Source organism: Methylobacterium aquaticum (assembly GCF_016804325.1).
GTDB classification, from domain to species: Bacteria; Pseudomonadota; Alphaproteobacteria; order Rhizobiales; family Beijerinckiaceae; genus Methylobacterium; species Methylobacterium aquaticum_C.
Genome location: NZ_CP043627.1, coordinates 6,535,319 through 6,560,102 on the forward strand (window position 1 = coordinate 6,535,319; position 24,784 = coordinate 6,560,102).

Annotated in this window: 23 protein-coding genes and 7 pseudogenes; 9 read left to right on the forward strand and 21 right to left on the reverse strand. The window is 69.5% G+C overall.

What is annotated here, in order from left to right:
* Nucleotides 1-600 precede the first annotated feature (600 nt).
* Nucleotides 601-1,620 carry an AI-2E family transporter gene (locus F1D61_RS30155; RefSeq protein ID WP_060847194.1) on the reverse strand — a complete coding sequence of 340 codons (1,020 nt, stop codon included), beginning with the start codon at nucleotides 1,618-1,620 and terminating at the stop codon, nucleotides 601-603.
* A 293-nt stretch (nucleotides 1,621-1,913) separates the two neighbouring features.
* On the opposite strand from F1D61_RS30155, the gene F1D61_RS30160 reads away from it, so the two are divergent.
* Nucleotides 1,914-2,732, forward strand: a complete 819-nt coding sequence (locus tag F1D61_RS30160; RefSeq protein ID WP_060847195.1) for a universal stress protein — start codon at nucleotides 1,914-1,916, stop codon at nucleotides 2,730-2,732.
* 211 nt (nucleotides 2,733-2,943) lie between these two features.
* On the opposite strand, the pseudogene F1D61_RS30165 reads toward F1D61_RS30160, so the two are convergent.
* The 3 genes and pseudogenes from F1D61_RS30165 to F1D61_RS30175 form a co-directional block, all read right to left on the reverse strand.
* Nucleotides 2,944-3,660 (reverse strand): annotated as a pseudogene (locus F1D61_RS30165) (DUF4396 domain-containing protein).
* 111 nt (nucleotides 3,661-3,771) lie between these two features.
* Nucleotides 3,772-4,886: pseudogene (locus tag F1D61_RS30170) on the reverse strand (FdhF/YdeP family oxidoreductase); the annotation flags it as partial.
* Nucleotides 4,887-5,254: 368 nt separating this feature from the next.
* Entirely contained in the window at nucleotides 5,255-6,169 is a 915-nt protein-coding gene (locus tag F1D61_RS30175) for a LysR family transcriptional regulator (protein ID WP_244533524.1), read from the reverse strand.
* Between the two features lie 279 nt (nucleotides 6,170-6,448).
* On the opposite strand from F1D61_RS30175, the gene F1D61_RS30180 reads away from it, so the two are divergent.
* Together F1D61_RS30180 and F1D61_RS30185 are read left to right on the forward strand one after the other, a co-directional pair.
* Nucleotides 6,449-6,877, forward strand: coding sequence for a hypothetical protein (locus F1D61_RS30180; protein WP_244533526.1), 429 nt, complete (start codon nucleotides 6,449-6,451; stop codon nucleotides 6,875-6,877).
* Nucleotides 6,878-6,901: 24 nt separating this feature from the next.
* Nucleotides 6,902-8,061 (forward strand): annotated as a pseudogene (locus tag F1D61_RS30185) (patatin-like phospholipase family protein).
* Nucleotides 8,062-8,267: 206 nt separating this feature from the next.
* Here F1D61_RS30185 and F1D61_RS30190 read toward each other — a convergent pair.
* The 3 genes from F1D61_RS30190 to F1D61_RS30200 all read right to left on the reverse strand — a co-directional run bounded on the left by F1D61_RS30190 (nucleotide 8,268) and on the right by F1D61_RS30200 (nucleotide 10,301).
* A complete protein-coding gene (locus tag F1D61_RS30190; RefSeq protein ID WP_060847198.1) occupies nucleotides 8,268-8,849 on the reverse strand; it encodes a chlorite dismutase family protein in 582 nt (193 codons plus the stop codon).
* Between the two features lie 63 nt (nucleotides 8,850-8,912).
* The gene (locus F1D61_RS30195; RefSeq protein WP_060847199.1) at nucleotides 8,913-9,686 is read right to left on the reverse strand and encodes a molybdopterin-dependent oxidoreductase; all 774 of its coding nucleotides are present in this window, start codon (nucleotides 9,684-9,686) and stop codon (nucleotides 8,913-8,915) included.
* Nucleotides 9,687-9,689: 3 nt separating this feature from the next.
* Nucleotides 9,690-10,301 (reverse strand): cytochrome b/b6 domain-containing protein, encoded by a 612-nt coding sequence (locus F1D61_RS30200; protein WP_244533527.1) that lies wholly within the window; start codon nucleotides 10,299-10,301, stop codon nucleotides 9,690-9,692.
* Nucleotides 10,302-10,422: 121 nt separating this feature from the next.
* Here F1D61_RS30200 and F1D61_RS30205 point away from each other — a divergent pair, with 121 nt between their 5' ends.
* Entirely contained in the window at nucleotides 10,423-10,842 is a 420-nt protein-coding gene (locus F1D61_RS30205) for a hypothetical protein (RefSeq protein ID WP_145984647.1), read from the forward strand.
* A gap of 7 nt (nucleotides 10,843-10,849) precedes the next feature.
* On the opposite strand, the gene F1D61_RS30210 is transcribed toward F1D61_RS30205, so the two are convergent.
* The 4 genes from F1D61_RS30210 to F1D61_RS30225 all read right to left on the reverse strand — a co-directional run bounded on the left by F1D61_RS30210 (nucleotide 10,850) and on the right by F1D61_RS30225 (nucleotide 13,930).
* Entirely contained in the window at nucleotides 10,850-11,989 is a 1,140-nt protein-coding gene (locus F1D61_RS30210; RefSeq protein WP_060847202.1) for a pyridoxal phosphate-dependent aminotransferase, read from the reverse strand.
* An 18-nt stretch (nucleotides 11,990-12,007) separates the two neighbouring features.
* Nucleotides 12,008-13,072, reverse strand: coding sequence for a radical SAM/SPASM domain-containing protein (locus F1D61_RS30215; RefSeq protein ID WP_060847203.1), 1,065 nt, complete (start codon nucleotides 13,070-13,072; stop codon nucleotides 12,008-12,010).
* Between the two features lie 82 nt (nucleotides 13,073-13,154).
* The gene (locus tag F1D61_RS30220; RefSeq protein WP_246776019.1) at nucleotides 13,155-13,697 is read right to left on the reverse strand and encodes a TIGR04282 family arsenosugar biosynthesis glycosyltransferase; all 543 of its coding nucleotides are present in this window, start codon (nucleotides 13,695-13,697) and stop codon (nucleotides 13,155-13,157) included.
* Nucleotides 13,676-13,930, reverse strand: a complete 255-nt coding sequence (locus tag F1D61_RS30225) for a hypothetical protein (protein WP_203155634.1) — start codon at nucleotides 13,928-13,930, stop codon at nucleotides 13,676-13,678. The genes F1D61_RS30220 and F1D61_RS30225 overlap by 22 nt, the downstream gene beginning before the upstream one ends.
* A 334-nt stretch (nucleotides 13,931-14,264) precedes the next feature.
* Between F1D61_RS30225 and F1D61_RS30230 the strand changes: the two genes are divergently transcribed.
* Nucleotides 14,265-15,149 carry a helix-turn-helix domain-containing protein gene (locus F1D61_RS30230; RefSeq protein WP_060847204.1) on the forward strand — a complete coding sequence of 295 codons (885 nt, stop codon included), beginning with the start codon at nucleotides 14,265-14,267 and terminating at the stop codon, nucleotides 15,147-15,149.
* Nucleotides 15,150-15,173: 24 nt separating this feature from the next.
* Here the strand turns inward: F1D61_RS30230 and F1D61_RS34580 are convergent, their stop codons facing one another.
* The 7 genes and pseudogenes from F1D61_RS34580 to F1D61_RS30255 all read right to left on the reverse strand — a co-directional run bounded on the left by F1D61_RS34580 (nucleotide 15,174) and on the right by F1D61_RS30255 (nucleotide 19,455).
* Entirely contained in the window at nucleotides 15,174-15,509 is a 336-nt protein-coding gene (locus tag F1D61_RS34580) for a hypothetical protein (protein ID WP_246776028.1), read from the reverse strand.
* A gap of 47 nt (nucleotides 15,510-15,556) precedes the next feature.
* Nucleotides 15,557-15,898: pseudogene (locus tag F1D61_RS34585) on the reverse strand (glycosyltransferase); the annotation flags it as partial.
* Nucleotides 15,895-17,211 (reverse strand): glycosyltransferase 87 family protein, encoded by a 1,317-nt coding sequence (locus F1D61_RS30240; RefSeq protein WP_246775610.1) that lies wholly within the window; start codon nucleotides 17,209-17,211, stop codon nucleotides 15,895-15,897. The pseudogene F1D61_RS34585 and the gene F1D61_RS30240, both read right to left, overlap by 4 nt.
* Before the next feature lie 216 nt (nucleotides 17,212-17,427).
* A pseudogene (locus tag F1D61_RS30245) lies at nucleotides 17,428-17,652 on the reverse strand (transcriptional regulator); the annotation flags it as partial.
* Nucleotides 17,653-17,684: 32 nt separating this feature from the next.
* Nucleotides 17,685-18,167, reverse strand: coding sequence for an enoyl-CoA hydratase/isomerase family protein (locus F1D61_RS34590; RefSeq protein ID WP_246775611.1), 483 nt, complete (start codon nucleotides 18,165-18,167; stop codon nucleotides 17,685-17,687).
* Nucleotides 18,131-18,454: a hypothetical protein gene (locus tag F1D61_RS34595; RefSeq protein WP_246775612.1), complete on the reverse strand. Its 324-nt coding sequence runs from the start codon at nucleotides 18,452-18,454 to the stop codon at nucleotides 18,131-18,133. Before F1D61_RS34595 ends, F1D61_RS34590 begins: the two co-directional genes overlap by 37 nt.
* Nucleotides 18,455-18,549: 95 nt before the next feature.
* Nucleotides 18,550-19,455 carry a LysR family transcriptional regulator gene (locus F1D61_RS30255; RefSeq protein WP_060847207.1) on the reverse strand — a complete coding sequence of 302 codons (906 nt, stop codon included), beginning with the start codon at nucleotides 19,453-19,455 and terminating at the stop codon, nucleotides 18,550-18,552.
* Nucleotides 19,456-19,577: 122 nt separating this feature from the next.
* On the opposite strand from F1D61_RS30255, the gene F1D61_RS30260 reads away from it, so the two are divergent.
* From F1D61_RS30260 to F1D61_RS30270, 3 genes and pseudogenes are all read left to right on the forward strand, one after another.
* Nucleotides 19,578-20,213, forward strand: a complete 636-nt coding sequence (locus F1D61_RS30260; RefSeq protein WP_060847208.1) for a glutathione S-transferase family protein — start codon at nucleotides 19,578-19,580, stop codon at nucleotides 20,211-20,213.
* Between the two features lie 81 nt (nucleotides 20,214-20,294).
* Nucleotides 20,295-20,968 (forward strand): annotated as a pseudogene (locus tag F1D61_RS30265) (peroxiredoxin-like family protein).
* A 55-nt stretch (nucleotides 20,969-21,023) separates the two neighbouring features.
* Complete coding sequence (locus tag F1D61_RS30270) at nucleotides 21,024-21,740, forward strand: SDR family oxidoreductase (RefSeq protein ID WP_060847210.1); 717 nt, start codon at nucleotides 21,024-21,026, stop codon at nucleotides 21,738-21,740.
* Here F1D61_RS30270 and F1D61_RS30275 read toward each other — a convergent pair.
* From F1D61_RS30275 to F1D61_RS30285, 3 genes and pseudogenes are all read right to left on the reverse strand, one after another.
* Nucleotides 21,737-22,183, reverse strand: a pseudogene (locus F1D61_RS30275) (substrate binding domain-containing protein); the annotation flags it as partial. The gene F1D61_RS30270 and the pseudogene F1D61_RS30275 sit on opposite strands and share 4 nt — an antisense overlap.
* A 34-nt stretch (nucleotides 22,184-22,217) precedes the next feature.
* Nucleotides 22,218-22,388, reverse strand: coding sequence for a hypothetical protein (locus F1D61_RS30280; RefSeq protein WP_346013392.1), 171 nt, complete (start codon nucleotides 22,386-22,388; stop codon nucleotides 22,218-22,220).
* Between the two features lie 93 nt (nucleotides 22,389-22,481).
* On the reverse strand, nucleotides 22,482-23,999 hold the full coding sequence (locus F1D61_RS30285) for a hypothetical protein (protein ID WP_145984650.1): 1,518 nt from the start codon (nucleotides 23,997-23,999) through the stop codon (nucleotides 22,482-22,484).
* 540 nt (nucleotides 24,000-24,539) lie between these two features.
* Here F1D61_RS30285 and F1D61_RS30290 point away from each other — a divergent pair.
* Nucleotides 24,540-24,776, forward strand: a complete 237-nt coding sequence (locus tag F1D61_RS30290) for a hypothetical protein (RefSeq protein WP_203155636.1) — start codon at nucleotides 24,540-24,542, stop codon at nucleotides 24,774-24,776.
* Nucleotides 24,777-24,784: the final 8 nt, after the last annotated feature.

Here is a 24,784-nt window from a genome sequence, read left to right on the forward strand (position 1 = left end):
CGACCGTCGTCGAGGTTGTGCGGCGCCGGATCGCAACGATGCAGGAGAACGGCATGAGGGTGGCATTCCGACGTGTGGCCGGGCTCGCTCGCGCCTGGCACGGGCCGCGCACAGGGCATTCGACGCTACGGGAGGCGGCTGTGCCCGGACACCAGGTTCGCTCCTCGACCGGAGGACGCTGCGTGGAGCATTGGGCGCGGTTCGGTGGCGGACTCGACGCTTCGGACACGACCGACCACGACGGCCCGATCGAACTTGCTCCAGGTGGGGCAGTCGCGCGATACTCGGACCATGTCGTGCCGCCGTCAGCCTGACGTCGACCCCGCTGCCTCCTTCGCAGAGGCACCGTCGAGCTGCCGCAAGTGGCGGCGATGCCCGCGCGAACGTCCCGGCTCGGCGAACGACAACGGCGGATGCACATCGGCTTGGGTGCTCGGTCTCGGTGCGGCCCTCGGCACGCTCATCGTGTCGGGCCTCTTGCTCACCCTCGCGTCTTGATCCGGTGCCTGATCGCCGCTCTGCCCTGGTGGCTCGTGGCCGGTCTCACTAACGCGTCGCCTTGCTCGTCGTGGATGCCCGGGGTGCGCGACGACGCTGCCGTCATCCGCGCCGTCGCGGCTCCGAGAGTAGCCGTGCGATCCACTGCGTCGACTGGAAGCCGTCGCAGGTGATAACGATCGCGGCGGTCAGCGGAACGGCGAGCACAGCTCCGGCGATGCCCCACACCCAGCTCCAGAACGACAATGCCACGATGATGGCCAGCGGCGAGAGCGCCAGGCTGCGTCCCTGGAGCATCGGGTAAACGACGTTGCTGATCGCGAGCTGGATCGCAGCCAATCCGAGGAACACGATAGCGGGGGCCGTCTTGGTCTGGAACTGCACGAACGCGAACAGGGTCGGCGGCACGATGCCGACGAGGTTGCCGACCACCGGGATGTAGTTCAGGAGAAAATTGAGAACGCCCCAGACGAGCGCCAGATCGAGGCCGACGGCGAGCGCGTAGAGGCCCGTCGCCACTCCCGTGAGCAGGCTCGTGAAGGTGCTGATGCCGAGATACTGGCGGATCTTCTCGGCGATCGCCTCGATCGAGGCGAGCACCTCCTGCTGCTCGTCGCGCGTGAAGGTCTCACGGAGCTTGAGCCGCAAGGCTGGAACCTCCGGCAGCCCGAAAACGACCAGGAGGGCGGTGAAGCCGAGATAGCCGAGAATCGTGTAGATGTTCTGCAGGAGCCCCCGCGCGACACCGACCAACCTCCGGTATCCTTCCTCTCCGTCGAGGGACCAGCCCCAGGATGCGGTCCAGTCCGACACATGCCGGTACAGGACATCAAGGCGGTCCCAGCTGCGTTCGAAGGCGGAGACCACCTGCGCGGCGGAGAAGTAAACCGCAACGGTGAAGCCCGTGACGACGACCGCGAGCACCAGCATGGTCGCGACGTAGCTGAGGCCGGGGGTCAGAAACCGGTCGAGCCATGGCTTGATCGGCCATATGGCGGCGATCACCACGAAGGCCGCCGCCAACGGCATCGTCACGGGATAGCTGGCTCGCAAAGCACCTATCGCGAGGATCACCGTGATGATGCCGAGCAGGCGGTTGCGGATGGTCTCGTTCCGGGTCAAGGGGCCGATCTCCCGTCAGCCGTTCGCGCGGTGTACCTCGTCGAGGCTGGTCCGGCACCGGGTGCGGCGTGTGCCCGCCAAGACATGCGCATCAGGTTCTACCCGTGCTCGGCAAGGCCCGCCTTGCATCCGGACAGGGGTATGTTCGAGAGCGACCATCATCGCATCTTGATGATCTGAGATTTTCATGCGCGTCCTTGTCACCCATGAAGGCTTGAAACGTCATCAGGCTTATGCTGTCCTCCCCAATCGAACGTCGGAGACTTGCGCATCGCTGAATAGTGGAGATCGCCATGTCGATCGCAAACATCATGGTCCCGCTTGACCTGGCGCCTGCGTCGTGGGACCGGCTGACCATCGCGCGGTCGATTGCCGAGCGCCTCTCGGCGCAGCTCGTCGGCGTATCGGCGTGCGAGGCGCTGCCGACCCACCTCTATGGCAAGGGCGCTCTCATCAACGCACGGATCATCGATCACGGATCGGCCCGCGCCTCTGCCGAGCTGGCCCAGGTCGAAGCGGTCTTCCTGGCGCGTACTCAGGACCTGCCATCCGTGGCATGGCGTGCCAGGCGGGGCGACCTGCGGGTGGTTCTGGCGGAGCAGGCGCGCATGGCGGACCTCGTCGTGCTCGGCAGCGCGGATCCCGACGATGGCCAAGGCTGGTGTGCCGCACTCGCGCCCGGCGAACTGATCCTGCAGCTCGGCTGCCCGGTCCTTCTCGTACCGTCGGGCGTCGCATCGCTCGCCGGGACACGCGTCGTCGTCGGCTGGAAGGATTCTCGGGAAGCCCGGCGCGCCGTGCGGGACAGCCTGCCCCTCCTGCTCCGGGCAGATAGCGTCTGCATCGCGACCGTCGGCGCGGAGACGATGCCGGACGGCGCCGAGGACGTCGCTGCCTACCTGACGCACTGTGGCGTCGCAGAAACGACGATCGTGCGATCCGCGGCCTCTCGCAGCGTTGCGGCGTGCCTTCTCGCCGTCGCCCGTCAGATCGAGGCGGACCTGATCGTGACTGGGGCTTACGGACACTCGCGCTTTCACGAACGGGTTTTCGGGAGCGTAACCCGCGAGCTTCTCGCCGCGTCGCCCATCTGCTGTCTCATGAGCCACTGACGAGGGCGAGTATGGCGAGGGCTCCTCGTCATCGCTCCCCATGAGGCCGCCGAGCCTTGAGACCAGCCGATTGCAGGCTCCGAGGGCGGACCATCCCGGGAGGGCCGGATGTTCAGGCAGTGGACGCCTCGGCCCGTTCATCGGCCCTGTCCAGGACACCATCGACGCCGCGGAGAGATGATCACTCCATCCTGCTTCCGGCATCGTCGCCCTACATCCGTTCCTTGATGCCGGACCGCACCAGCCACCAGTTCACCGGGTAGCTCGTGAGAAAGCCGGCGATCATGGCGCCCTACATGGCGAACCAGAACTCGGCCGTGTCTACCGCGGCGCGGTGCCCGATCAGGTGCCCGAAGAGGTAGAATTGCACGAAGGCCATGAAGCCGTACATGCCGACCTGCCAGGCGACCAGCGAGGCGGTGTCGGCCTTCAGGGCCGCGACGATCCCTTCGCCCGGCGGGAGACCGCGCATCGGCACGATCGCGAAGTACTGGAACACGATGCCGAGCCCGAAGGCGAACAGGAAGTCGAGGATCCAGACCGCGTACATCTTCTCGGAAAACAGCAACTGCCAGCCGAACCAGACCGCCACCGCCGGCACCAGGAAGGCCAGCCACTCGGCGGCGACGTCGCCCAGCATGCAGCCGCTTCCACAATGGAGCGCGCCCTTGCCGACCATCACCGGGAAGGGTGCCTCGGTTCTGTGGGTCGACGTGGCGTGATGCGCCGCCCTGCTCGCCATCCGGCCATAGCGGAAGTACGCCCAGACGACCGCCACAGTGCCGAACAGGGCCGTGACAGGCCAAACCACGTTCATGACCGTCATGTGCTGCGGGCGCCGGATCACGTCGATGGAGACGATCAACGCACAGACTGCGCCGACCAGCAGGGCGGCGAGGGAGAGGGCGTCGAGCCAGGCAGGAAACACGAGGGGCCCCTTCGCTGGAAAGGGGCGCAACGGAAGTGCGCTGGCCTTGTTCCGAGAGGGCGGACAAGCCTATCCGACGCCGCTCGTCACGTCAGGGCGCGCCACTCCCCGTCACACCGGATGCGTCGTGTGCCCCGGCGGCTCGCGCCTTTCCGTGACATCCCCCCGCTCGCCCGATGCCCGGATCCGCACCGGCACCGACTTGGCGGCCGGCGTCTTCGACGGCCCGTCGTGGTGCGAGAGCGGCATCAGCGGGTTCATCTCGGGGTAGTAGGCACCGAGGCAGCCATCAGGCAGGGCGAACGGCACCACCTTGAGGCCACATACGGCGCGCTCGACCCCGTCTTCGGCATCGCCGACGAGCGAGACGACCTGACCCTCCTGCAGGTTCGCCCGCCGCATCTCGTCGGGGTTGATGAGGAGCACGTCGCGCGTGCCCTCGATCCCCCGCATGCGGTCGCTGTAACCGTAGATGGTGGTGTTGAACTGGTCGTTCGAGCGCATCGTGATCAGCCGGTAGCGGCCGGGCGCGTCCGGCCAGCCGGTCGCCGACAGCGTCTCGGGCGTCGTGAACTCGGCCTTGCCGCTCTGCGTCTTCCAGATCCGCTCGCGGGCCGAGTTGCCCCGGTAGAACCCGCCGGGCGTCCACATCCGCTCGTTGAAGCCGTGGAACTGCTCGGGGTAGGTCTCGGCGATCAGGTCGCGGATCAGCCCGTGATCGCCGACCCACTCGTCCCAGCGAACCTTCGGGTTGGGGGCGAGCGTCGCCTTGGCGAAGCCCGCCACGATGTCGACCTCGGACTTGAGGTGCTCGCTGGCGGGCGTGCGGCGTCCGAGCGAGCCGTAGATGCAGCTGAAGGTGCCTCCATGCTGACGGCCTGCGGCCCGCTCGCCTGCACGTCCTCCTCGGTGCGGCCGCGGCAGGGCAGCAAGTAGGCGATCTCGCCGTTCACGAGGTGGGAGCGGTTGAGCTTAGTGGCGACCTGCACGGTAAGGCGCATCGTCGTCCATGCCTTCTCCATGCGGTCGCGGTCGGGAATGGCGCGCACGAAGTTGCCGCCGAGGCCGAAGAAACTCTGGACCTTGCCAGACAGGATGCGCTCGCAGGCCTCGACCGTATTCATGCCCTTGTCGCGCGGCGGGTCGAAGTCGAACTGAGCCGCGTAGCGGTCGAGCGGCACCAGCTCGGGTTTTTCCGAGATGCCGACCGTGCGCTGTCCCTGGACTGTGTATGAGCACCCAAGTGGCCCCCCATCGCAAAACTCTCATAAATCTTTGATCTAGAATTTGAAAACATATCCTGGGCGGGGTCCCAGTCGGGGCCGATTGGGACCGCACCTTGACGGCGATTTCCAATGTCGCATCAACGGCTTCGAGCTTGCCGGATCTTGGGTCCCAGCTCGAAGTCGGTCCACAGGCAGCCCCATACTCGGCCTTCCGGAAGCTCTCCAGCATCTCGCCGAGCCCGCTGCTCAGAAATCCGCCCCAACAGTGCAATCGTGCTTGCTCACGCAGACCGGGGCTTCACCCAGCGCCTCGACCCCGGCGACATCGTCGCGTCGCTCTGCGCCGAGGCCGGCACGGCCCGACGCGGTCAGGCTGCCCCGGCGGCTTCCGCTTGCCGCGCGAGACCCGCACCCTTCGCCTGCCGCACCAGCGTGGCAAGCGCCGGCGATCGACAGCGGCCCGCCATCGTCGTGAGAACCACCCTGTATCGAAGTGGCAGGTCGGCGAGCCGGCGAAACGGCAGTGCTCTGGCGCGGGCGGTGGTTTCCGGCCATAGGATGCAGCCGAGGCCTGCCTGAACGAAGCCCGCGAGCCATCGCTCGTCGCCGCTGGAATAACGGGTGACCCGGTTGATGCTCCTTGCCTTCATGGCGGCGGCAATCGCTTCCTCGTGGCGGCAGCCGAGGCGCACGATGAGCGGCTCGCCGTCGAGATCCTCCAGCACGACCTCGCTCGATGCCTCGAAGCGGTGTCCGGGCGCGAAAGCGACGCAGAACATGTCCTCCGCGATGGCGCGGAGGTCGAAACGCGGGTGACGGTTATCGGCCGCTCCTTCGACGGGGGCCAGCAGGGCTGCGTCGATATCGCCGGCGATAAGCCTCTCCTCGACGAGGTCCGCCGGACCGATCTCGACCTGAACGGCCAGTTCGCCGATCTCCGCCGAGATGCGGGCGAGAAGCGGAACTCCGGTCTCCGCCGCGATGGACGAGCAGGCTCCGACGGTGAGCTGTCCCGTCTCGCGCTTGCGGAAGCTCTGCGCCTGGCGCTTGGCGGCCTCGGCTGCCCCTAGGGTCATCTGCAGATGCGGCCGCATGAGGCGCCCGAGCTCGGTCAGATGCGTGTTGGCGCGCTCGCGGCGAAAGAGCGGACCGCCGAGCTCGTCCTCAAGCTTTTGGATCGCGCGGGTCAGCGACGGCTGCGCCACGTGCAGCCGCTCGGCCGCGCGGGTGAAGTTCAGGTGCTCGGCCACCGCGAGGAAGTAGCGGACCTGATGCATCTCCATGGATTCATCCAACCCCTTTACAGGCTCGATCCACGCCAATCACGGCCGGGCTTCATCAACACGGAGACTGGAAGGGGGCTGCACTCTCCCGCTTGTCACAGGCCGCTGACTGCCCGCCGAAAACGTCACCGCGTGCCACACGGCGAACCTATCCAAGGACTGAGCGGATCGGACCGGCTGAGGGAATGTCGGCGCTGCCGCCCTCTCCGAACCGGCGCCAGCTGGGAGCCGACCGATAGGCTGAACCGGTTCCTCTAGGAGAGGGTGGATCCCGCCGTGATGGCGCTCGCCATCGGCCGCGACGCGGCATGCATTGAAACCATAACCATTCGCGAATTCCCGTGGAGCGCCCTCGGTGCTCTCATGAGAACGTCGCCGGGTGGCGGCACACCGGAGATCGCCATGAACCGCCTCTTCGTCGCCGGGCTCGCGCTCTGCCTCGCGGGCCCCGCGTCTGCCCAGAACAGCGGCAGCGGACAGCAGTCGGGCGGGCCTGGCCGGGACCGACTCAGCACGACCGGAGGCACGCCGAAACCCGTGATCCCGCCCGACCCGAAGCGGCTCGGCTCCGGAAGCCATGCTGGCGGAACGCTCAACAACCGCCTCTCCTCGACGGGACCCGGCGGTGCGGCCCCGATCGCGAAGCGGGATCCGGCCCTGCGCCGCTACGGTTCCGGGTCGCGCGCGGGTGGCACGCTGAACCGCTGAACCGCCGGGCCGAGGGAGAGCATGATGGACACGACGAACCCGAGGGTCGCACCGCTCGGCGAGCGACCGAACCTCCGGGCGTTCGGTCAGGTGGTCCTCGTGCTCCAGGGCGGCGGCGCCCTCGGCGCCTACCAGGTCGGCGTCTACCGCGCCCTGCACGAGGCCGGGATCGAACCCGACTGGGTGATCGGGACTTCGATCGGGGCGATCAACGGCAGCCTGATCGCCGGCAACCCACCCGAGCGCCGCCTGGAGCGCCTGTCCGCCTTCTGGCAGCGGATCGCGCATGTCGGAATGCGCGGCCGGCTCTCCGGCTGGCCCGGCCTCGGGGCGATCTCCGCCCATTGGACGACGCTGATGCAGGGCGTGCCGGGCTTCTTCGCTCCCAATCCCTTCGCGCTCGTGAATCCTCATTGGCCGCTCGGTCCGGAAGCGGTCGGCTACTACTCGACGGCGCCCTTGCGCGAGACCTTGCGAGACCTGGTTGACCTCACGGTGCTGCAAGGCGGCACCTGCCGTCTGACCGTGGGCGCGGCCAACGTACGCACGGGCCGGATGCGCTACTTCGACAGCCGCGACGAAGTTCTCGACCTGCGCCACGTCATGGCGTCCGGGGCGCTGCCCCGGCTTTCCCGCCGGTGCGCATCGGGGATGATCTCTACTGGGACGGCGGCATCCTGTCGAACACGCCCGTCGAGGCGGTGTTCGACGACAACCCGCGCCGCGACGGTATCGTGTTCGCGGTCCATATGTGGAACCCGTCCGGTGCCGAGCCACAGACGCTCTGGGAGGTCATCAACCGCCAGAAGGATCTGCAATACGCCAGCCGCGCCCACAGCCAGATCACGCGGCAGAAGCAGATGCACCGGCTGCGCCACGTGATCGCCGAACTTGCCGGGCGCCTGCCGGACGACATCGCGGCCGATCCGGAGATCAAGGCGCTCGCTGCCTATGGCTGCGTGACCCGGATGCACGTGGTGCGCCTCCTTGCACCCCGCCTCGAGGCGGAGGATCACCTGCGCGACATCGATTTCAGCCCGGCTGGGATCCGCGCGCGCGAGGAGGCGGGCTACCGGCACGCGCGAGGCGTCCTCACCCAGGCGCCTTGGACCCGTGCCGTCGACGACCTGGAAGGTTTCGTGCTGCACGAGGCCGATGCGGGCCACGCCGCGGTGACGTGGTGAAACGCGAGCGACGCGCGGTTCACCACGTCCGTGCCACCAACGACCAGGGCTGTCCGTTCCCCCTCCAGCCACATGGACTCGCGTAGCGGCATCGCTGAGCCGATCGGAGGCGTCCACCCAGTTGCAGGCGGTTCCGACTAACGAGCCGGAGCGTGCCGAGGATGCGAATGCCGCGGGAAGCATGCCGTTTCCATGAGCAGTCGCGCTCAGCTCTTCGGTGAGGCTGCTTGATGCGAAGCGGCGGGATCCCACACGAGGCGGATATCGACCTCCCGCTCCACGTAGCCCCATTCCGGCGTCGCCCTCAGGGCGGCGACCAATGCATCGAAAGCGGCGGCATGCTCCGGGGCGAACTCGAACCACGTGAGGAAATCGAATGGCTCCCCGAGATCGCGGCAATGGTAAAGGCGGCGCGCCACGGCAGGGAGATAGGCCGTTCCGATTGCGGTGTGATGCGAGGTTTCCTCGAAGATGACCCTGCGTTCGTCCTGCGCGAGGTTCCACCAGGCCTGCGACTTGCGGATCGGGATCAGGGCCGCGCAGGTTGCTTCGCGGCGACCAAGTGACGCCTGCGTCGCACCGAGCATATCGAGCTCCCGTCGCGTCGCGTAGCGGGCGTGGCCGGCAACCCCCTTCAGTGTCCAACATGGCGCCTCGGCAGGTTGTGCCGCTTCTGCTGCGATATCGAGGCGCTCGGCGCGAGGGAGCGCCTCGCCTCGAAATCCATCAATGCTTACGATCCGCCAAGGCCCGCTGGGGCCGCTGCGGAAATAGTCAAGACTTGTCATCGCGGGTCCCTCAATTTTGCCGCGCTGTCTAAATAAGCAAAAATCGTACCAGAAAACCGCAATTTAGAGCCCGCTAAACCAGTTGAAACCTTTATCCTCCCAGTACCCGCCCGGGTAAGTATTTGTCACCTCGATGGCGGTGATCCATTTCGGGTTCTTGAACCCGAGCTTCGTCGACATGCGCAGCCGCAGCGGATAGCCGAACGGGTCGGGCAGCGTCTCGCCCGCGTAAGTGGTGGCGAGCAGCGTCTGGGGATGCAGCGCCGTCGCCATGTCGATGCTGCTCGGGTAGTCGTCGGCCGTCTTGAAGGCGACGTACTTCGCCCGCAGATCCGCACCGACCCGCTCCAGGAAGGTCCGGAGCGGCACGCCGGACCACTGCCCGATATAGTCCCAGCCCTCGACGCAGATGTGCCGGATGATCGTCTCGCGCTGCGGCAGGGCCGCGATCATCTCCCGCGTCCACGGCCTTCGGTCCTGGATGAGGCCCGCGAGTTCGAGCCTCCAGGTAGCCCCGTCCACCGGCTTCACCTCCTCGACCGGGTAGTAGGCGTTGAAGCGCGGCGGCTTCAGGACCGCCGACGGCGGGTATTCGGGCGCGAGCTTGTTCGGGTCGAACAAGGCCGCCTGGACGCCATCGTTGAAGGCCGAGATCGCGCGCAGCGCGTGTCCGACCGAGGTCGAATCGCCGACGTCGCAGCCGGTGAGCATCGTCAGCGCGCCGAGCGACAGGCCGCCGCGCAGGAATCCTCGCCTTTCCAGCGATCGGATCAGCGGACGGTGATCGTCGAGGATTCCCGGGTTGGGCAGCACGGAGGGACGAAAGAGGGACCGCATCGCCTAGGGCTCCTTGCGCCGCGCGGGGAGTTCGGGGCCGCCGGTCAGCATCGCCCACAGCGTGCGCGGCACCAGCAGCGAGAGGGCGACGTGGACGACGAGGAAGCCGACGATCACCGCCATGCCGAGGAAGTGGATCAGGCGGGCCGACTGAAAGCCTCCGAGGAGCGCAACGAGCCCTGAGAACTGCACGGGCTTCCAGATCGCCAGGCCGGACACAACCTGCGCGATGCCAGCGAGGATCACCACGATGTAGAGGATCTTCTGCACCGCGTTGTACATAGTCAGGTCTTCGTGGGCGAGATTGAACCTAAGCGTCTCGCGTACCGTCTCGACGACCTCTCCGAGGCGGATCGGCAGCAGGCGCTCGCGCAGGCGCCCGGTCGCGACGCCGTAGATGAGGTAGGCGGTGCCGTTGAGGGCCAGCACCCACATCGCCGCGAAGTGCCAGAGCAGGCTCTCGGCCGCCCAGGAACCAATCTTTACCGGAAAGTGGAGCCCGTGGAAGATCACGGAATCGTTGTAGATCCCCCAGCCCGATCCGATCAGCACGATCATCGCAGCCGCGTTGGTCCAGTGCATGACCCGGATGGCGAGCGGATGCAGGCGCCGCATTTGTGAGGTAGTAGAATTTATAGCGATAATATCCATGGCTGACCTTCTATTAGCAAGATAATCTTGTTTACTGACCTCATATTTTGATATATATGACTGGCTTCGTGCGAAGGAGGACTGGATGCGACCCTACCCCTTGATGATTCTGCTCGCTCTCGCAGTGCCGGCCGCGGCGGTCGCGCTCCCTGTCGACCTGCCGGCTCTCGCCGCGAAGGCGGCACGCCGTTTCCCGCAACCGATACGGGCCGGAGATCTGGTCGGCCGGCGCTTGCTCGAGCCGGAGGAGCGGCAGGCCGTGCTCGGACGCGTGCGCGGTGCGGTGCGCCGGGCTGATGGCGGCGTCGACCTCACCGTCGAGACCGGCTGGTTCTCCGGCCGCGCCGTGCTGGTTCCGACCGAGGCAGTGGGGCTGCTCGGCGAGCACGTGGCGCTCCTCGACTTGACGCCCGAGCAGCTGCAAACCCTGCCGGAGGCCGGCCCCGCCGCGGCGATTCCGCCGGACGAGACGATCCGGGTCGGACTGGTGAAGCCGTTTCATTGAGGCCTCCTCATGCCGCCGGCGCCGCGGCGCGGCGCGACAGGTGGGCGGCGAGCGCGCCAAGCGCGCCCTCGCTCGTGCGCCGGCCGAGCCCAATCCGCAGGCCGTCTTCCGCCACCGGCGCCAGCGGCGAGCGCCAGAGCGAGCCGGGCAGCACGAGGATGCCGGCCTTCCCCGCCAACTCGCGGGCGAAGGCCTCGCTCGAGTTCGCGCCGCGGTATCGCACGAAGGCGAAGGCGAGGTTCTGGGCCGGGCCCATCTCCAGGAGGCCTGGGCAGCAGGCGGCGATCTGCTGCAGCCGCGAGGCATTTTGCGTGCCGATGGCGCGGTTGCGGCCGCGGATCGTCGCCTCGGATTTCAGCGCGACATGGGCGAGCACCTCGCTCGTTGCGGAGAGGCAGCTCGACGAGCGGCTCTTGGCGACGACGATCCGGGCCAGCAGGTCGCGGTCCCGGCTCGCGGCCCAGCCGACCCGCAGGCCCGGTAGGCCGAAGCCCTTGGATAGGCCGTTGACGCTGACACCTCGTTCGTAGAGGTCCGCCACCACCGGCGGGGCGCCCGCCGTGGCGGTCAGGCCGTAGACCTCGTCGTTGACGAGCCAGATCCCGCGCGCACGGCAGAGGCGCACCAGGGCCTCGAGCCCATCAGAGTCGAGCTGCGCCCCGGTGGGCGAGTTCGGCAGGTTCATCAGCACCAGGCGCGTCTCGGGCCTGAGAGCGGCGGCGATCCGGTCCGCGTCGAGGTGCCAAGCTCCGGCCTCCTCCCGAAGCGGCACGCCGGTCGTCGCGCAGAGCGAGGTCACGGCCTGCTCGGCGGGCTGGTAGATCGGCAGGACGACGACCGCGTGGTCGCCCGGCTGCACGAGCGACGCCACCGTGCAGGACAAGGCCTCCTGCGCGCCGCTGCAGCACACGAGGTCGTCCCCCGACAGGGTCGCGTGGCGCGCCGCCAAAGCCGCCCGCAGCCAGGGCGCCCCCCACGGGTCCGGGTAGCCAAGGTCCAGGCGCTCCCAGCGCGCTCGGTCCTCGTGGTCGGCGCGGGCGAGCAGGTCGGCGAGGGCGAGGGGCTCGCACTCGCTCGCCGCGAGGTCGTGGCGGATACCCGGCGCCCAGCGGGCCAGGAACGCGGCGAGGGCGAAGGTCGCGGTCACGGCGCCCCTCCGGCCACGTCAGAGGCTCCAGCGCAGGCCGCAGCCGGCGCAGGCGCGGGGCGGTTCGTCGGAGAGCAGCGCCGCCCGGAAGTCCCGGTAGGCCGGCCCGTTCCAGATTGCCCGCAGCTCGTCGCGGGTCGCGTCGCCGAGCGTGTAGTTCTCGTAGCCGCGCTGCGAGAAGGGCGCGATGCAGCAGGGCAGGGCCCGGCCGTTGGCGGTGACGTACATCACCGTCCAGGGCCGGCGGCAGAGCGACCAGGACGCCTTGTCCTCCGTCCGCCGGACGCTCAGACCCGGCTCGGAGGCGGCGCCGGAGGCCGAGAAGATGAGCCCGAGCGAGGCGGCGAGCGCCGCGGCCTCCTCTAGCATCGCCGCGTCCTCCCGCGTCATGCGCTCGTAGAGCGCCTGGTCGGGCCGGGCGAGGCCCGTCGCCGCGTCCTCGAAGAAGACGAGGCGCTGGAGATGGACCTCTCCGACGCCGATCTCCGCCGCGACCCGCACGAAGGCGGGCAGCTCGTGGATCGTCTCCTTGAGCCCCGTCAGCCAGGCCGAGACGCGCGGGCGCTCCCGCCCCTCGCGCACCTGCAGCTCGCGGAAGGCGCGGACGTTGCGCAGGATGCGGCCGAAATAGTCCTTGCCCCGGATCGCCCGGTAGGAGGCTGCGCTGGCGGCGTCGAGGGAGACCCGCAGCTCGTCGAGGCCCGCCTCCATCACGGCCCGGCCCCTCTTCTCGGTGAGCACCGTGCCGTTGGTGTTGAACAGGACGTAGGCGCCCCGCTCCTTGAGGTGGCGGACCATGCGCGGCAGGTCCTTGACCAGCATCGGCTCGCCGACCCCGTGCAGGACCGCGCGCTGCACGCCCGGCACCTGATCGACGATGCGCGTGAACAGCTCCCAGCTCATGTCGGCCGGCGGCTCGAGCTCCTCGTAGGTGCGCGGGCAGGTGGTGCAGAGCAGGTTGCAGCGGTTCGTCACCTCCAGGTAGAGGCAGACCGGCGGGGCCTCGGCGCGAGATCCGACCCGGGCCGGAGCGGCGTCGTGGTAGCGGCGCGGGTCGGTCGCGAGGGCGACGGCATGCGTCATGGGGCTCGTCCGGAAAGGGTCGGGGGCGTATCCGCGCGCTGCGGCATGCGCGGGGCGGGCTTCCTGGGGTGGCGCTGTCGCATCAGGCGACCTCCGGTTCCCGCGGCCGGGCGAGGTCCAGGCGGTCGGCGAGGTCGGTGCGGGCGAAGGTATCGCGCAGGAAGGCGGCGGTGGCCGGTGCCGGGTGTAGGGCGGGCCTCTCCGGGCCCGGACGATAGCCTTGGAGAACCTCGGCGACGAGCCGGCGGAGGCTGGCGCGGTCGTCGACGTCGTACCAGGTCGGCAGGATCTCGACCGGCAGCCCGATCTCGGCGGCGCGCGCGAGGGTCTGGGCCGCGACGCGCTCCGTCGACCAGTCGATCGCCTCGAACAGCCGGCGATGGGGCGCCTTCAGGCCAAGCACCCAGTACCCGCCATCCTCCGCCGGACCCAGCACCGCACGGTCGCCGGGGCGCGCCAGCCGGTCCGCCAACTCCACCAGCAGGCCCGTCGGCAGGGTCGGGCTGTCGGCGTTCAGCACGCAGGCGGCCTCGTGGCCCCGCTCGAACAGCGCGGTCACGGCGTGGAACAGGCACGCGCCGAAGCCCGGCAGCCACGTCTCGATCAGCCCGATCCCCGGAGGCAGCGCATGGTGAAAGAAGCTCTCGCTGCCGGGGGGCCGTAGGCCATGTAGCTCGCCAGCGGCGCCCCCGCCGCGCGGGCGGCCGCGAGATTGGCGGCCACATCCCTCAGAAACGCCGTGTTGAGGCCGGCGGCCTCCTCGTAGGTGAGGGGCGGCACCAGACGGGTCTTGGTCCGTCCGGGAGCCGAGGCCTTCGCCATCACCGCCACGCCGCATGATGCCTGTCGTGCACCCATTGATCCTGCGTCCCCGTCGCGGGCCGTGCGGCCCGCTCGTCCCCGCCCTCGTTCGTGCCGGCGCAACGGTCGCGCTCGTGCAGCTCCTGCGCCGGCCATGGCTGCTAAACTACCGGTCACGGTCGCGCTTCGCTTTCGGAATCCTGCTGCACTTGCGAAATGCTCGCGTCCGGCACGCCCTCCGGCGGGTGGCTCTCTACTTCGTGAACCGGGGATCCGCAGTCGGGGGAGGCGCTCCTCTTGGGGAATCCGTCCTATGGACGCTTGCATGCGAACCCAGGGGAATGCTTCCTGTGCTGCGATGCACTCGCGAGGAGAGGTGAGGAGGCCGCGAATGTCCCGGGTGGGCTATGTCCCCTACCTGAACCCGGCCGTGGCGCAGAGGTGGCGTGCCTGGGATCGGTTCGCTCTCGGGCGGTCGGGCGCGACCGTCGTCGAAGCGGAGATGACGGCGTGGAGCGGGTCCGTCCCGGGCTCGCTCGAGACGGTCATCCACGTGCTCGCACCGAGCCACCCGCCGGTCGAGGCGTCGCGCGACATCGGCGACGGGCGCCGCACCACGTTGGCCCGGCCGGGCGAGGTCTGCGTCACGCCCGCGCGCAGTCCGGGTGACTGGGCCTGGGGCGACCTGATCCGCGACGTCAACCTCGTGATCCCTCACCGGCTGCTCGCCCGCGCGGCGGACGATGCCGGCCTTCCCGACCTGCCGGACCTGATGCCGCTCGCGCGAGAGCCCCGGCACGAGCCCCTGATCGAGGGCCTCGTGCTCCATCTCGCCGCCATCGGCCGCGGCACGGTCGCGGCTTCGGCGGCCGAAATCGACCACGCCGTCGGGCTCGTCGCGTGCTGGCTGCTGCGGCAGGCCGTGCCGCGGGAGGCGGCGCCGCGCGGCGGATTGCGGCCGGCCGCGCTCGGGCGCGTGCGCGCCCATGTCGAGGAGAATATCGACCGAGACCTGTCTGTCGGCGAACTCGCCGATCTCGTCGGCCTGTCGATCCCCTACTTCTCCCACGCCTTTCGGACCTCGACCGGGGAGGCGCCCTACCGTTACGTGCTGCGCCGCCGCTGCGCCCACGCGCAGGAGCGCCTGCTCGGCCGCGAGACCCTCACCGAGATCGCCCTCTCGCTCGGCTTCGCGAGCCAGTCGCACTTCACGACCGCGTTCCGGCAGGCGACCGGGATGACGCCCGCAGCCTGGCGCCGGGAGCGGATGGGCTGAGCACCTGCACCCCGACAGCCTGGCTCACCGCCGCGGCGCCGGGCCCGTCGCCACGCGCAGGAATGTTGTCACGATTCGGCTTCCCGCCCGGAATGTGCCGCCGAGCGAGCCCGCGACCTTCGAGGTTCCGCCCGCCCGGCGCCTGTACGGTAGGGGGACTTCCGCGATGCGCAGGCGTGCGCGGGCGGCCTGCATCTGCATCTCGATGTTCCAGCCGTATGTCATCTCCCGCAACTCCAGCCGGGCGAGCGCCGCCCGGTCGATCGCCCGGAAGGCGCACATGTCGGAATAGGACACGCCGGTGAGCGCGCCGATGCCGAGGCCCGCGAGGCGCCCGGCGAGCACCTGGTGCCAGAGCATCGACCCGGGCTCGCGCTCCCCCGCGTCCGGGAGGCGAGGACGAAATTCTTCTCGCCGGCGAGCACGGGACCGGCCACGGCCGCGATGAGGTCGGCGCGGTCGGCCCCGTCGCCGTCGAGGAAGACGACCACGCGGCATTCCGGCCGCGCCGCCGCCGCACCGGCCGCGCAGGCCCGCCCGTAGCCGCGCCCCGCCTCGATCACGCGGGCGCCCGCGGCGGCGGCGACCTCTCGGGTGTCGTCGCGGCTGCCGCCATCCGCCACGATGAGATCGCCCGCGAAGGCGCGCGGGATCTCGGCGAGGACGGTGCCGATGGTCTCGGCCTCGTTCAGGGTCGGGATGACGACGCTCACGGGCTCGAAGGCCGGGGTGGCATCGGGAGATGTCACAGGGCTCGTCTCCGTCGCAAGAGGGCGCGCAGCGCCAGGATCAGGGCCGGCCCGAACACGAGGCCCGGCCAGACGAAGCGCTCGTTGAACGGATCGACGTAGAACAGCACCGGGGCGGCCGACAGCCAGATCACGGCCGGGTTCGGGGCGACGCAGGCGGGCAGCGCCAGCCACGCATAGTACCACGCATAGTGCGGGTTGGCGGCCGCCGTGGCGAGCGCCGCCAGCAGCCCCGCGTCGCGGCACAGCACGACCTCCCCTGGCTCGTCCTTCGACGCCTTCCGGGTCGCGACCCACAGGGACAGGGCCGCGAACCCTGCGGCGACGGCGAGCGCGTAGATCCGGGCCGCCGCCGCGGGAAGCGTCACGAGGTGGGAGAGGCCGGCGAGCAGCCAGAAGCCCTGGCCGGTGTCGAACCCTTCTTCCGCCCCGTAGGCCGGCAGGAAGCCGAGTACGCCCGCGCCGGCCGAGAGGTAGGGCGCGTAGAGCGCGACGATGACCGTAAGGCCCGCGAGCGCCGGGCGCCACAGCCGCCCGCCCCGTATGAAGGCCGGCGCCACCACGACCGGCAGGAACTTCACCAGCACCGCCCCGGCAAGGATCGCGCCAGCCAACCCGTCGCGGTGGCGCGCACGGGCGAGGAGGGCCAGCGCGAGCAGCCCGACCGCGAGCGCGTCGACGTGGCCGTCGAGGGCGAAGGACCACAGCACAAGAGGGTTCCAGGCGTAGATCAGGATCCGCACCCGCGGCTGCCCGGCGCGCGCAAGGAGCGCGAGCAGGCAGAGCACCGCGACGCCCTCGCACAGGAGCATCGCGGCCTTCATCCCGGTCACGCCCGCGCTTATGCGGCCGACGATCGCGAAGAAGGCCTGCGCCGCCGGCGGATAGATCGTGCGGGCGTAGTCGGCCCGGTTGATGAGCGGAAAGACGTCCGGGTCGCGCAAGGGAGCCAGCGCCGGATCGGCCGGGACATAGAGGTAGGGGTTGATGCCCGCCGCCTGCACCTGCCCGTCCCAGACGTAGCGGTAGATGTCGCTCGACAGGAACGGCGGCTGGAGCAGGAGCGCGAGGCGCAGGAGCACCGCCAGTGCGAGGACGAGCCTTGTCGCCGAGGCAGGCAGGTCGTGCCGCAGCGCGACACGGACGGCGAGCAGGTAGACACCGACCGAGACCGCCAGCACGCCGACGAAGAGGTTGGCCCGCAGCGGCGATCCCACCGTGTCGGCGCCTGGCACGTGCAGCGTGAGGGCGCCGAGTGTCAGCGCCGTGAGGGCGGCCCCGAGGAGAGCGAGGCTGGTTCGCGGAGAGGCCAAGGAGCCGATCAAGGGAGCGGCGCCTCGGCGACAGCGCTGGTCCATTGTCCAACCATGCTCCGACCTCCGAGGCGACCCCGCCCGGGGATCTGCCTCACCCAGGGTCGCGTGTCCACAATACAGCCCGGCACGAAACGGCGCAGTCCGTCAGCATATCGTGCAGCCGGAGTCAGGTCCGAGGGGGCGGCCACGAAGTTGGTCGATCCAGGCTGCGCGCTATGCGTCATCGGACGGGGCCTCCTGCCCGCACGGTCCGCGCCGGGCCAAGCGCGCGTGGAAATCGGCATTGAGACGGCCCAGCGTGACGTCGCCCGGACGTGAGAGCAGCAGGGCCTCGGCCTCCCGGCAGGCGTCAGCGAGGGCGGCGTTGACCGCCTGCTCGACGAGGCAGGTCGGCTCCTCTCTCCAGTGCCCCATCGCGAACACCTCCGGCGAGCCCACGGTGGAACTCTCCTTGGGATCGGGTGAGGCGGTCAGGCCTGGGCGGCTATGCTCCGGGCGACGTCGGCGGCGCTGATGCCCTCCAGGGCGAGGCCGTAGCCGGCGCCCTCCTCGACGAGCCGGCGCAGGCGCTGCGTGAGCGCTATGCGGGTGTAGCGGCCGGTGAGCGGCGGCAGGGCGGCGATGCCGTCCGCGATCTCATGCGCCCTGGCCAGCAGCCGGTCCTGCGGCACGATCTCGTTGACCACGCCCCAATCCTTGGCCGTCTGGGCATCCAGCACCTGCCGCGTCAGCAGGAAGTACCTCCCGCGGATCGAGCCGATCACCTCCGGCCACAGGATGTGCATACCGTCGCCCGGCACGATGCCGAATTCAAAGTGCGGCTTGTCCTGAAACACGGTCTCGGGCGTCGCCAGCACGACGTCGGTGAGGAGCGCGTACTCGCTGTGCAGCAGGACCGGGCCGTTCAGTGCGGTGATCATCGGCACCTCGATGTCGAGGATGTTGCCGAGCACCTTGCGGCCCTCCCGAGGATCTTGTCGTAGCCTTGGGGCGTGAAGAAATCGAAGCCCTCGGGGCTGATCGCGTCCATGAACGCGTCGCCCGCCCCGGTGAGGATCACCGCTCGGTTGTCGCGGTCCTCGCCGATGGCGTGGAACAGGTCGACGAACTGCTCGTGGGTATGACCGTTGAAGACGAGTTTGCCGCCGTCGGTGTGGAGCATGACCTCCAGCACGCCGTTCGGCTTGCGTGTCAGGCGGGCGTTGGGGAAGGCGTCGCGGTAGGTGTCGAAACGGGCCATCGGTACTGTCCTCGTGCTGGCCGACTGCGTCGTCGGGATGAGGACGAGATAGACGGCTCCGGCCGGCGACGGACGACGGTGCGCGGCGATAAGGCTTATGCCGCGGCGGAATGGGGTTCGCCGGCCCCGACCAGGGCGGCCTGGACGAAGCCGGCGAAGAGCCGTGCCTTGGCGCTGGCCATGCGGCCGGTGGGGAAGACCGCCCAAAGGTCGATATTGGGCAGCGCCCAGGGCTCCAGCAGCCGCTGCACCGCGCCGCTCGCCAGTTCCGGGGCGAACATCCAGTCCGACGCGATGGTAAGCCCGATGTCGGCCAGCACGGCCGCCCTTAGGCCCTCGGCCGCGCTGACCCGCACGCGGCCGTGGACCGCGACCGAGACCTCGGCGCCGTCCCGGGTGAAGGACCAGGCATCGGCCTGCCGGCTGTAGACCACCGCCTCGTGCCCGGCGAGGTCCGCGGGACTGCGCGGCTCGCCCGCGCGGGCGAGATAGCCGGGCGTGGCCAGCACCGAACGGGCCCCGGTGGCAAGCTTGCGCGCGACCGCGGCCGAGTCCGGCAAAGTCCCCATTCGCAGAGACAGGTCGATGCCCTCGCCGACGAGGTCGATCACCCGGTCGTCGAGGACGATCTCGATGTCGAGGTCCGGGTGCTCGGCGAGGAAACGCGGCAGCAGCGGCACGACGTGCAGCCGCGCGAAGGTGGTCGCCGCCGAGACGCGCAACCGGCCTGATAGCCCTGCGCCCGCGCCGCGGGCGGCGAGTTCGGCCTCGTCGGCCTCGGCGATGGCCGCCCGCGCCCGCTCGTAGAAGCGAAGGCCCGCCTCCGTGGGACTGAGGCCGTGCGTCGAGCGGACGAGCAGGCTGACCTGCAGCCGGTTCTCCAACTGTGCGACCGTCTTGGAGACGGCGGGCTGGCCCACGTTCAGGAGCCGGGCGGCCCCCGAGAAGGAGCCCGATTCCACGACCCTCACGAAGGTCGCCATCGCCTGATACCGGTCCACGCCATTCCTCCCTGGAATGAGCGTTATCGCCCTGGGCCGGCTGCCCTGTCCATCAGGGAGGGGGCATCAATCCGGACATCCCCACCGCGCAGTCGCGGCGGCCCATCTGGAGCAAAGCGGACATGTTCGAGGTCTATGCCTTCGCCACGCCCAACAGCGTCAAGGTTCCCATCGCCCTGGAGGAGCTCGGCCTCCCATACGTCCTGCACGGCGTGAACGTGCGTCAGGGCGAGCAGAAGGCCCCCGAGTTCGTGGCACTGAACCCCAGCGCGAAGGTCCCGGTCCTGGTCGACCCCGGTGCTGCCGGCGGCCGGCTGGTCCTGACGGAGTCGGCCGCGATCCTGGTCTACCTGGCCGAGACGAGCGGCCGGCTTCTACCGACGGACGGCGAGGGACGGGCGCGCGTGTTCGAGCAACTGTTCTTCCACGCCTCCGGGCTCGGCCCGGCCTTCGGGCAGGCGGGCTTCTTCCAGCGCCAGGCCGCCGAGCTGCAGCCGCTGGCCGTCGCGCGCTTCTCGGCTGAGGCGAACCGGACGCTGGGCGTGCTCGACGGCGTCCTGGCCGAGCGCCCCTACGTCGCCGGCGATGCGTTCACGGTGGCCGACATCGCGCATTTCGGCTGGCTCTGGCGGCGCGAGTTCGCTGGCGTGAGTTTCGAGGCCACGCCGCACGTCGCCCGCTGGTACGAAGCGGTCGCCGCGCGCCCCGCCGTCCGGCGCGCCATCGAGCGGGTGAACGCCCTCGTACCCCAAGCCTGAGGAACCGGCCCGAGCCGGACGTCGAGGCGCGCCGGGCAACCGCGATGCCTTTCCGACCCCCACTCACCGAGGAGCGGACCCATGACCCTGCAATCCAAGCTCGACGCGTTCAAGGCCGACTTCGAGGCCGGCAAGCCCCCTACAACGTGCCGCCCTCGGTCATCGCGACGATGCGCCGGGCCACCGCGGAGCTGATCGCCTCCGGGGCCGCGACCCGCGCCCTGAGGGCCGGCGACCGGGCCCCGGCATTCACGCTGCGGGACCCGGACGCCCAGCCCGTCTCGTCCGCCGACCTGCTGGCACGCGGACCGCTCGTGATCAGCTTCTACCGCGGCGTCTGGTGCCCCTACTGCAACATGGAGCTCCAGGCGCTCCAGGAGGCGCTGCCGAGCTTCGAGGGGCTCGGGGCGAGCCTCGTCGCCATCTCGCCGCAGACGGCGGCCAACAGCCGGAAGTCGGTCCGCCATAACACCCTCGGCTTCCCGATCCTGTCGGACCCGCACAACGACGTCGCGGCCGCCTTCGGCCTGCGCTTCGCGCTGCCCGACTACCTGGTCGATCTCTACATGAGCCTGAGGAACGACCTGCCGGCGTTCAACGGCGATGCGAGTTGGACCCTGCCGATGCCCGGACGCTTCGTCGTCGGGCAGGACGGCGTGATCCTCTACGCCGAGGTGAACCCCGACTACACCCGCCGTCCCGAGCCCGAGGACATGCTGCCGGCGCTCCGCCGTGCCGCCTCCGTTCCCGCCTGACCGGACACCGCGCCCTTGCCGCGTCGGCGGCCGCGAAGTCTGAAGGAGATCCAGGATGTCCCGTACCTTTCTCGTGACCGGTGCCAGCAAGGGCATCGGACTGGCGCTGGCCCACCGTCTCGCCGGCAACGGCCACCACGTCGTCGGACTCGCACGCGGCGGCCTCGACGGCTTCCCCGGCACGCTCGTGCCGGTCGACCTCGGCGACGGCGAGGCCACCGCCGCGGTCCTCGCGGACCTGACCGGGCGCTTTGCCTTCGACGGCGTGGTCAACAACGTCGGCCTGGTGCGGCCGCAGCGGCTCGGCGCGGTCGAGATCCCCGCGCTGGACGAGGTCCTGCGCGTCAACCTTCACCCGGCGGTCCAGACCGTGCAGGCCATCCTGCCGGGAATGCAACAGCGTGGTTGGGGCCGGGTCGTCAACATCGCCAGCCTGACCGTGCTCGGCAGCGTCGAGCGCACAGCCTACGCGGCGGCGAAGGCGGCACTCGTCAGCTTTACCCGCTCCTGGGCGCTCGAACTCGCCACGACCGGGATCACCGTGAACGCTGTGGCGCCAGGCCCGACCGAGACCGAGCTGTTCCGCGCCAACAACCCGCCGGGCGGCGAGGGCGAGCGGCGCTACCTCGCCGGGGTGCCGATGGGACGCTTCGGCCGGCCGGACGAGATCGCCGTGGCCATCGCGTTCCTGATGTCGGACGGGGCGGCGTTCATGACGGGCCAGACGCTCTACGTCGACGGCGGTGCCTCCATCGGCAGGGCGGCCGTCTAGCCCTGGCCCTCGTGCTCGGCGAGCAGCGCCACGCAGAAGTCGGTGAACGCCCGGACTTTCGCGGTCCTGTGCCGGCGCGTCGGGTAGATGGCGTGGAGCGGGAAGCGTTCGTCGGGCCAGTCGGGTAGGAGCACTTCGAGTTCGCCGGAGCGTCTCAGGCCCGCGCTGCCCAGGACCATCACCTGCGCAATCCCCACGCCGGCGACGCAGGCGCGGAGCATGGTTTCGACGTCGGAGACCATGAGCCGCGACGGCATGGCGACCGGGACGACCTCTTGGCCGCGTCGGAACTCCCAAGCGAACGGCCTGCCCGTGACCGGGTCTTGGTAGTCGATGCACTCATGGTCCCGGAGGTCCGAGGGATGCCCGGGCCGCCCGTGCTCGGCCAGGTATGCCGGGGAGGCCACCGTCAGAATGCGGGTGTCCAACAGCTTGCGGACCGTGGACCGCGACGGGACCGCCTTCTGGACCCGCCTGTCAGGTTAACGAACCGAGTCCATGGTGCCCGACCGCGCGACCAACCGGGGTGAACCGAAACGTCGGTCTGAACTGGTCGAGCAGATTGCCGGCAACCGTCGAGATGGCTTGGCGTCCGTGCACGACGTTGGTCGGCTCGTACGCCCTCCGGCGGGCGATGGCGGAGGACATCGAGGCCCTCCGGTCCGGTAGGGGAGGGCCCGGATTCGTGCGGGCCGAGCGCCCGTCCGACCTGGCGAGGGCGCTCGGCCGGGACCGACGGGCTCAGGCCCCGAGGCGCGCCTTCTCCGCCTCGTAGGCCTCCAGGACCGCCTTGATCCAGCACTCCATACCGGGTCGCTTTAGTTCGAGGCGCTGACCGTGAAGGTAGTGCTTGAGCGTCATGGCCTGGGCGAGCTCGGCCTCCTGCGAACCATCGGAGCCCCCCTTCGCCTTCCGGTGCGCGAGGATGGCGGAGCCGCTGCCGGCGAGCCGGTGCATGTCGAGATAGGTCGGCATCGACCGCCGGACGTCGTGGCGGATCCAAGGCCGGATGCCGTAGCGCTCGAACAGGTCGCCTTCGGGGCGGACGGTCAGCCCGGCCTGTTCGGTCTTCCCGCTCTTCTTGCCGGCCTTCTCCTTGCCCTGCAGACGGGCGAATAGCTGCGTCAACGCGTTCCCGACGAGCGGCTGTCCCGGCACGGTCGAGGGGAACAGGAAGGGCGATGTCGGGTCCGCGTCAAACCGGGCGATAGCGGCAAGGGCTTGCGGCGGCATCGGGATGGCATGCGGGCGTGGCGACCCCCCGGCCTTCTTCATCTCGGCGCCAGTCCACGTCCAGATCATCCATCCCGCGGGGCCGTCCTCCCAGGGGATGACCGCGGCGCGCCGCGTGCCTGTCAGGGCGCCGACGCGTTGACCGGTCAGGACCGTCGCCCATAGAGCCCCGAGCACCGCGTCCGTCGTTTCCTTGGCGGTGCCGCCTAGCGCCCGGTACCGCTCCGCCACGATGAGCGTCCGAACCAACTCGTCGAGGCGTGGCGTGTGATCGCGCGTGTTTGGCTTGTACTTGACCTTCACCTTGACCCGCCACCAGGGGTATTCGAGCTTCTCCAGCCCCGCCAAGTGCGCGTACTCGCCGAGGGCCCAATCGAGCGCGGCCTTCATCGCCTCGACGCTGTCGGCGGCCGCGCTGAGCGTGTGCGCCTTCCGCACGCGGTCACGGGCATGGAGCAGGTCCTTCGCCTCGATGGCGCGAACCAGCTTGCGCTTCAGCATGCCGGAATCGACCGTCCGCCGCAGGTGCCGTTCGAACTGCGCAGCCCACTTCGGCGAGAGGGTCGGCAGCTTCTCGGCGAGGTAGAGGTCGACGAGGTCCTGGTACTCCCATGGCCCGTACTCGCGCCGGTGCTCGTCGGATGGCTCTTCCTCGGTCTCGGGGAACGCCGCGTCCCGCGCGTTGGCGAGCGTGAACCCGCGCTCGTGCGCGGCCTCCCACGTCATAAGGTTGATCTTCTGCACGCCAAGCCCCGACTTGAGGTCGGCCTTCGTACGCTCGGCGGCCTCGCGCGCGGCCTTCAGCGGCAGCGACATGTCGGCGAGGCGGACGGTCTTCGATTCCGTCTTCAGGTACCACGCGCCCCCTTGGCGCCCGACGCGCAGCACCAGGCCGGGCACCTTCGTGTCCGCCCATTCGTGGCCACGGCCCGTAAACGCTCCCCGGGCCACCATCTCGGACGCCTTGTTCAGGTGTCCCTGTTTGAGGTGGACGCGCTCTCGGGTCCACGTGTTGGGGATGGCCAAGAGCCCCTCCTGGATGCGATACCAGGCGATACCAGCATGGCTTTCTGGACACCTTTCAAGGGTGCCCGACTGCGCAGGGCGGGAAAAGGCCATGCATCGCAGGGGTTTGGTAAAGGCATTCCTGCGTTCAGGAAGCGGCTGAGGCTGAGGGCGAATGCGCTCTTCTCAGCTTCCCAAGCTGAATGTCGTCGGTTCGATCCCGATCGCCCGCTCCAATCCTCATAAGCACTTAGCCGGGGGCCGTGGTACGCCAGAAACCGAGCGTACCACCAGCGTACCACCATCAGACCAGATCCACGGGCCTTGCGGCGCGCCGATTCGAGGGTGATCCTCACCTCGACAGCGGTGCAAGCCGGTGGTTACCCGAGCGGGTTCAATTCCTAACCGTTCACCATGCTGGTGGCCGAGGTGGTCCGAAATGGTCCGGCAGGAGGCCAAAGGCGGCGGGAGGTTCGATTTCTCCGTTCCTGTGCTGTCTACGAAGGGCTCGGGGTAACCCGGGCCCTTTCGCTATAGGGAGCGAGCTGACACGGCACCGGCATGAGCGAGGCGCCCCTCTACCCCTCCCACGACGGCCCCGGCGCCGGGTGCATCGTGGTGGTCACCGCTCGCGTCATGGTCGGCGCGGATCGGAGCACCGTCGTCGTCTGCCGCGGCGGCGAGCCCGCCATCCTGCACGAGGTCCGCCCGCACGGGGCGGAGGCGGACGGCATCGGCGCCGCCGTCGAGGCCGCCGTCGAGGCCGCCGTGCTAGACGGCGTTAAGCTTTCTAAGTAGTGAACGCG

Excerpts from the sequence above, each read along its gene's own strand:
- F1D61_RS30205 (WP_145984647.1), top strand. The coding sequence starts at position 10,423 with ATGCGACCCTACCCCTTGATGATTCTGCTCGCTCTCGCAGTGCCGGCC.
- F1D61_RS30180 (WP_244533526.1), top strand. The coding sequence starts at position 6,449 with ATGGCGCTCGCCATCGGCCGCGACGCGGCATGCATTGAAACCATAACC.
- F1D61_RS30260 (WP_060847208.1), top strand. The coding sequence starts at position 19,578 with ATGTTCGAGGTCTATGCCTTCGCCACGCCCAACAGCGTCAAGGTTCCC.
- F1D61_RS30280 (WP_346013392.1), bottom strand. The coding sequence starts at position 22,388 with ATGTCCTCCGCCATCGCCCGCCGGAGGGCGTACGAGCCGACCAACGTC.
- F1D61_RS30225 (WP_203155634.1), bottom strand. The coding sequence starts at position 13,930 with ATGGGTGCACGACAGGCATCATGCGGCGTGGCGGTGATGGCGAAGGCC.
- F1D61_RS30160 (WP_060847195.1), top strand. The coding sequence starts at position 1,914 with ATGTCGATCGCAAACATCATGGTCCCGCTTGACCTGGCGCCTGCGTCG.
- F1D61_RS30200 (WP_244533527.1), bottom strand. The coding sequence starts at position 10,301 with ATGCGGCGCCTGCATCCGCTCGCCATCCGGGTCATGCACTGGACCAAC.
- F1D61_RS30215 (WP_060847203.1), bottom strand. The coding sequence starts at position 13,072 with ATGACGCATGCCGTCGCCCTCGCGACCGACCCGCGCCGCTACCACGAC.
- F1D61_RS30195 (WP_060847199.1), bottom strand. The coding sequence starts at position 9,686 with ATGCGGTCCCTCTTTCGTCCCTCCGTGCTGCCCAACCCGGGAATCCTC.
- F1D61_RS34595 (WP_246775612.1), bottom strand. The coding sequence starts at position 18,454 with ATGGCCCGTTTCGACACCTACCGCGACGCCTTCCCCAACGCCCGCCTG.
- F1D61_RS30230 (WP_060847204.1), top strand. The coding sequence starts at position 14,265 with ATGTCCCGGGTGGGCTATGTCCCCTACCTGAACCCGGCCGTGGCGCAG.
- F1D61_RS30270 (WP_060847210.1), top strand. The coding sequence starts at position 21,024 with ATGTCCCGTACCTTTCTCGTGACCGGTGCCAGCAAGGGCATCGGACTG.
- F1D61_RS30290 (WP_203155636.1), top strand. The coding sequence starts at position 24,540 with ATGAGCGAGGCGCCCCTCTACCCCTCCCACGACGGCCCCGGCGCCGGG.
- F1D61_RS30175 (WP_244533524.1), bottom strand. The coding sequence starts at position 6,169 with ATGGAGATGCATCAGGTCCGCTACTTCCTCGCGGTGGCCGAGCACCTG.
- F1D61_RS30190 (WP_060847198.1), bottom strand. The coding sequence starts at position 8,849 with ATGACAAGTCTTGACTATTTCCGCAGCGGCCCCAGCGGGCCTTGGCGG.
- F1D61_RS34580 (WP_246776028.1), bottom strand. The coding sequence starts at position 15,509 with ATGCTCTGGCACCAGGTGCTCGCCGGGCGCCTCGCGGGCCTCGGCATC.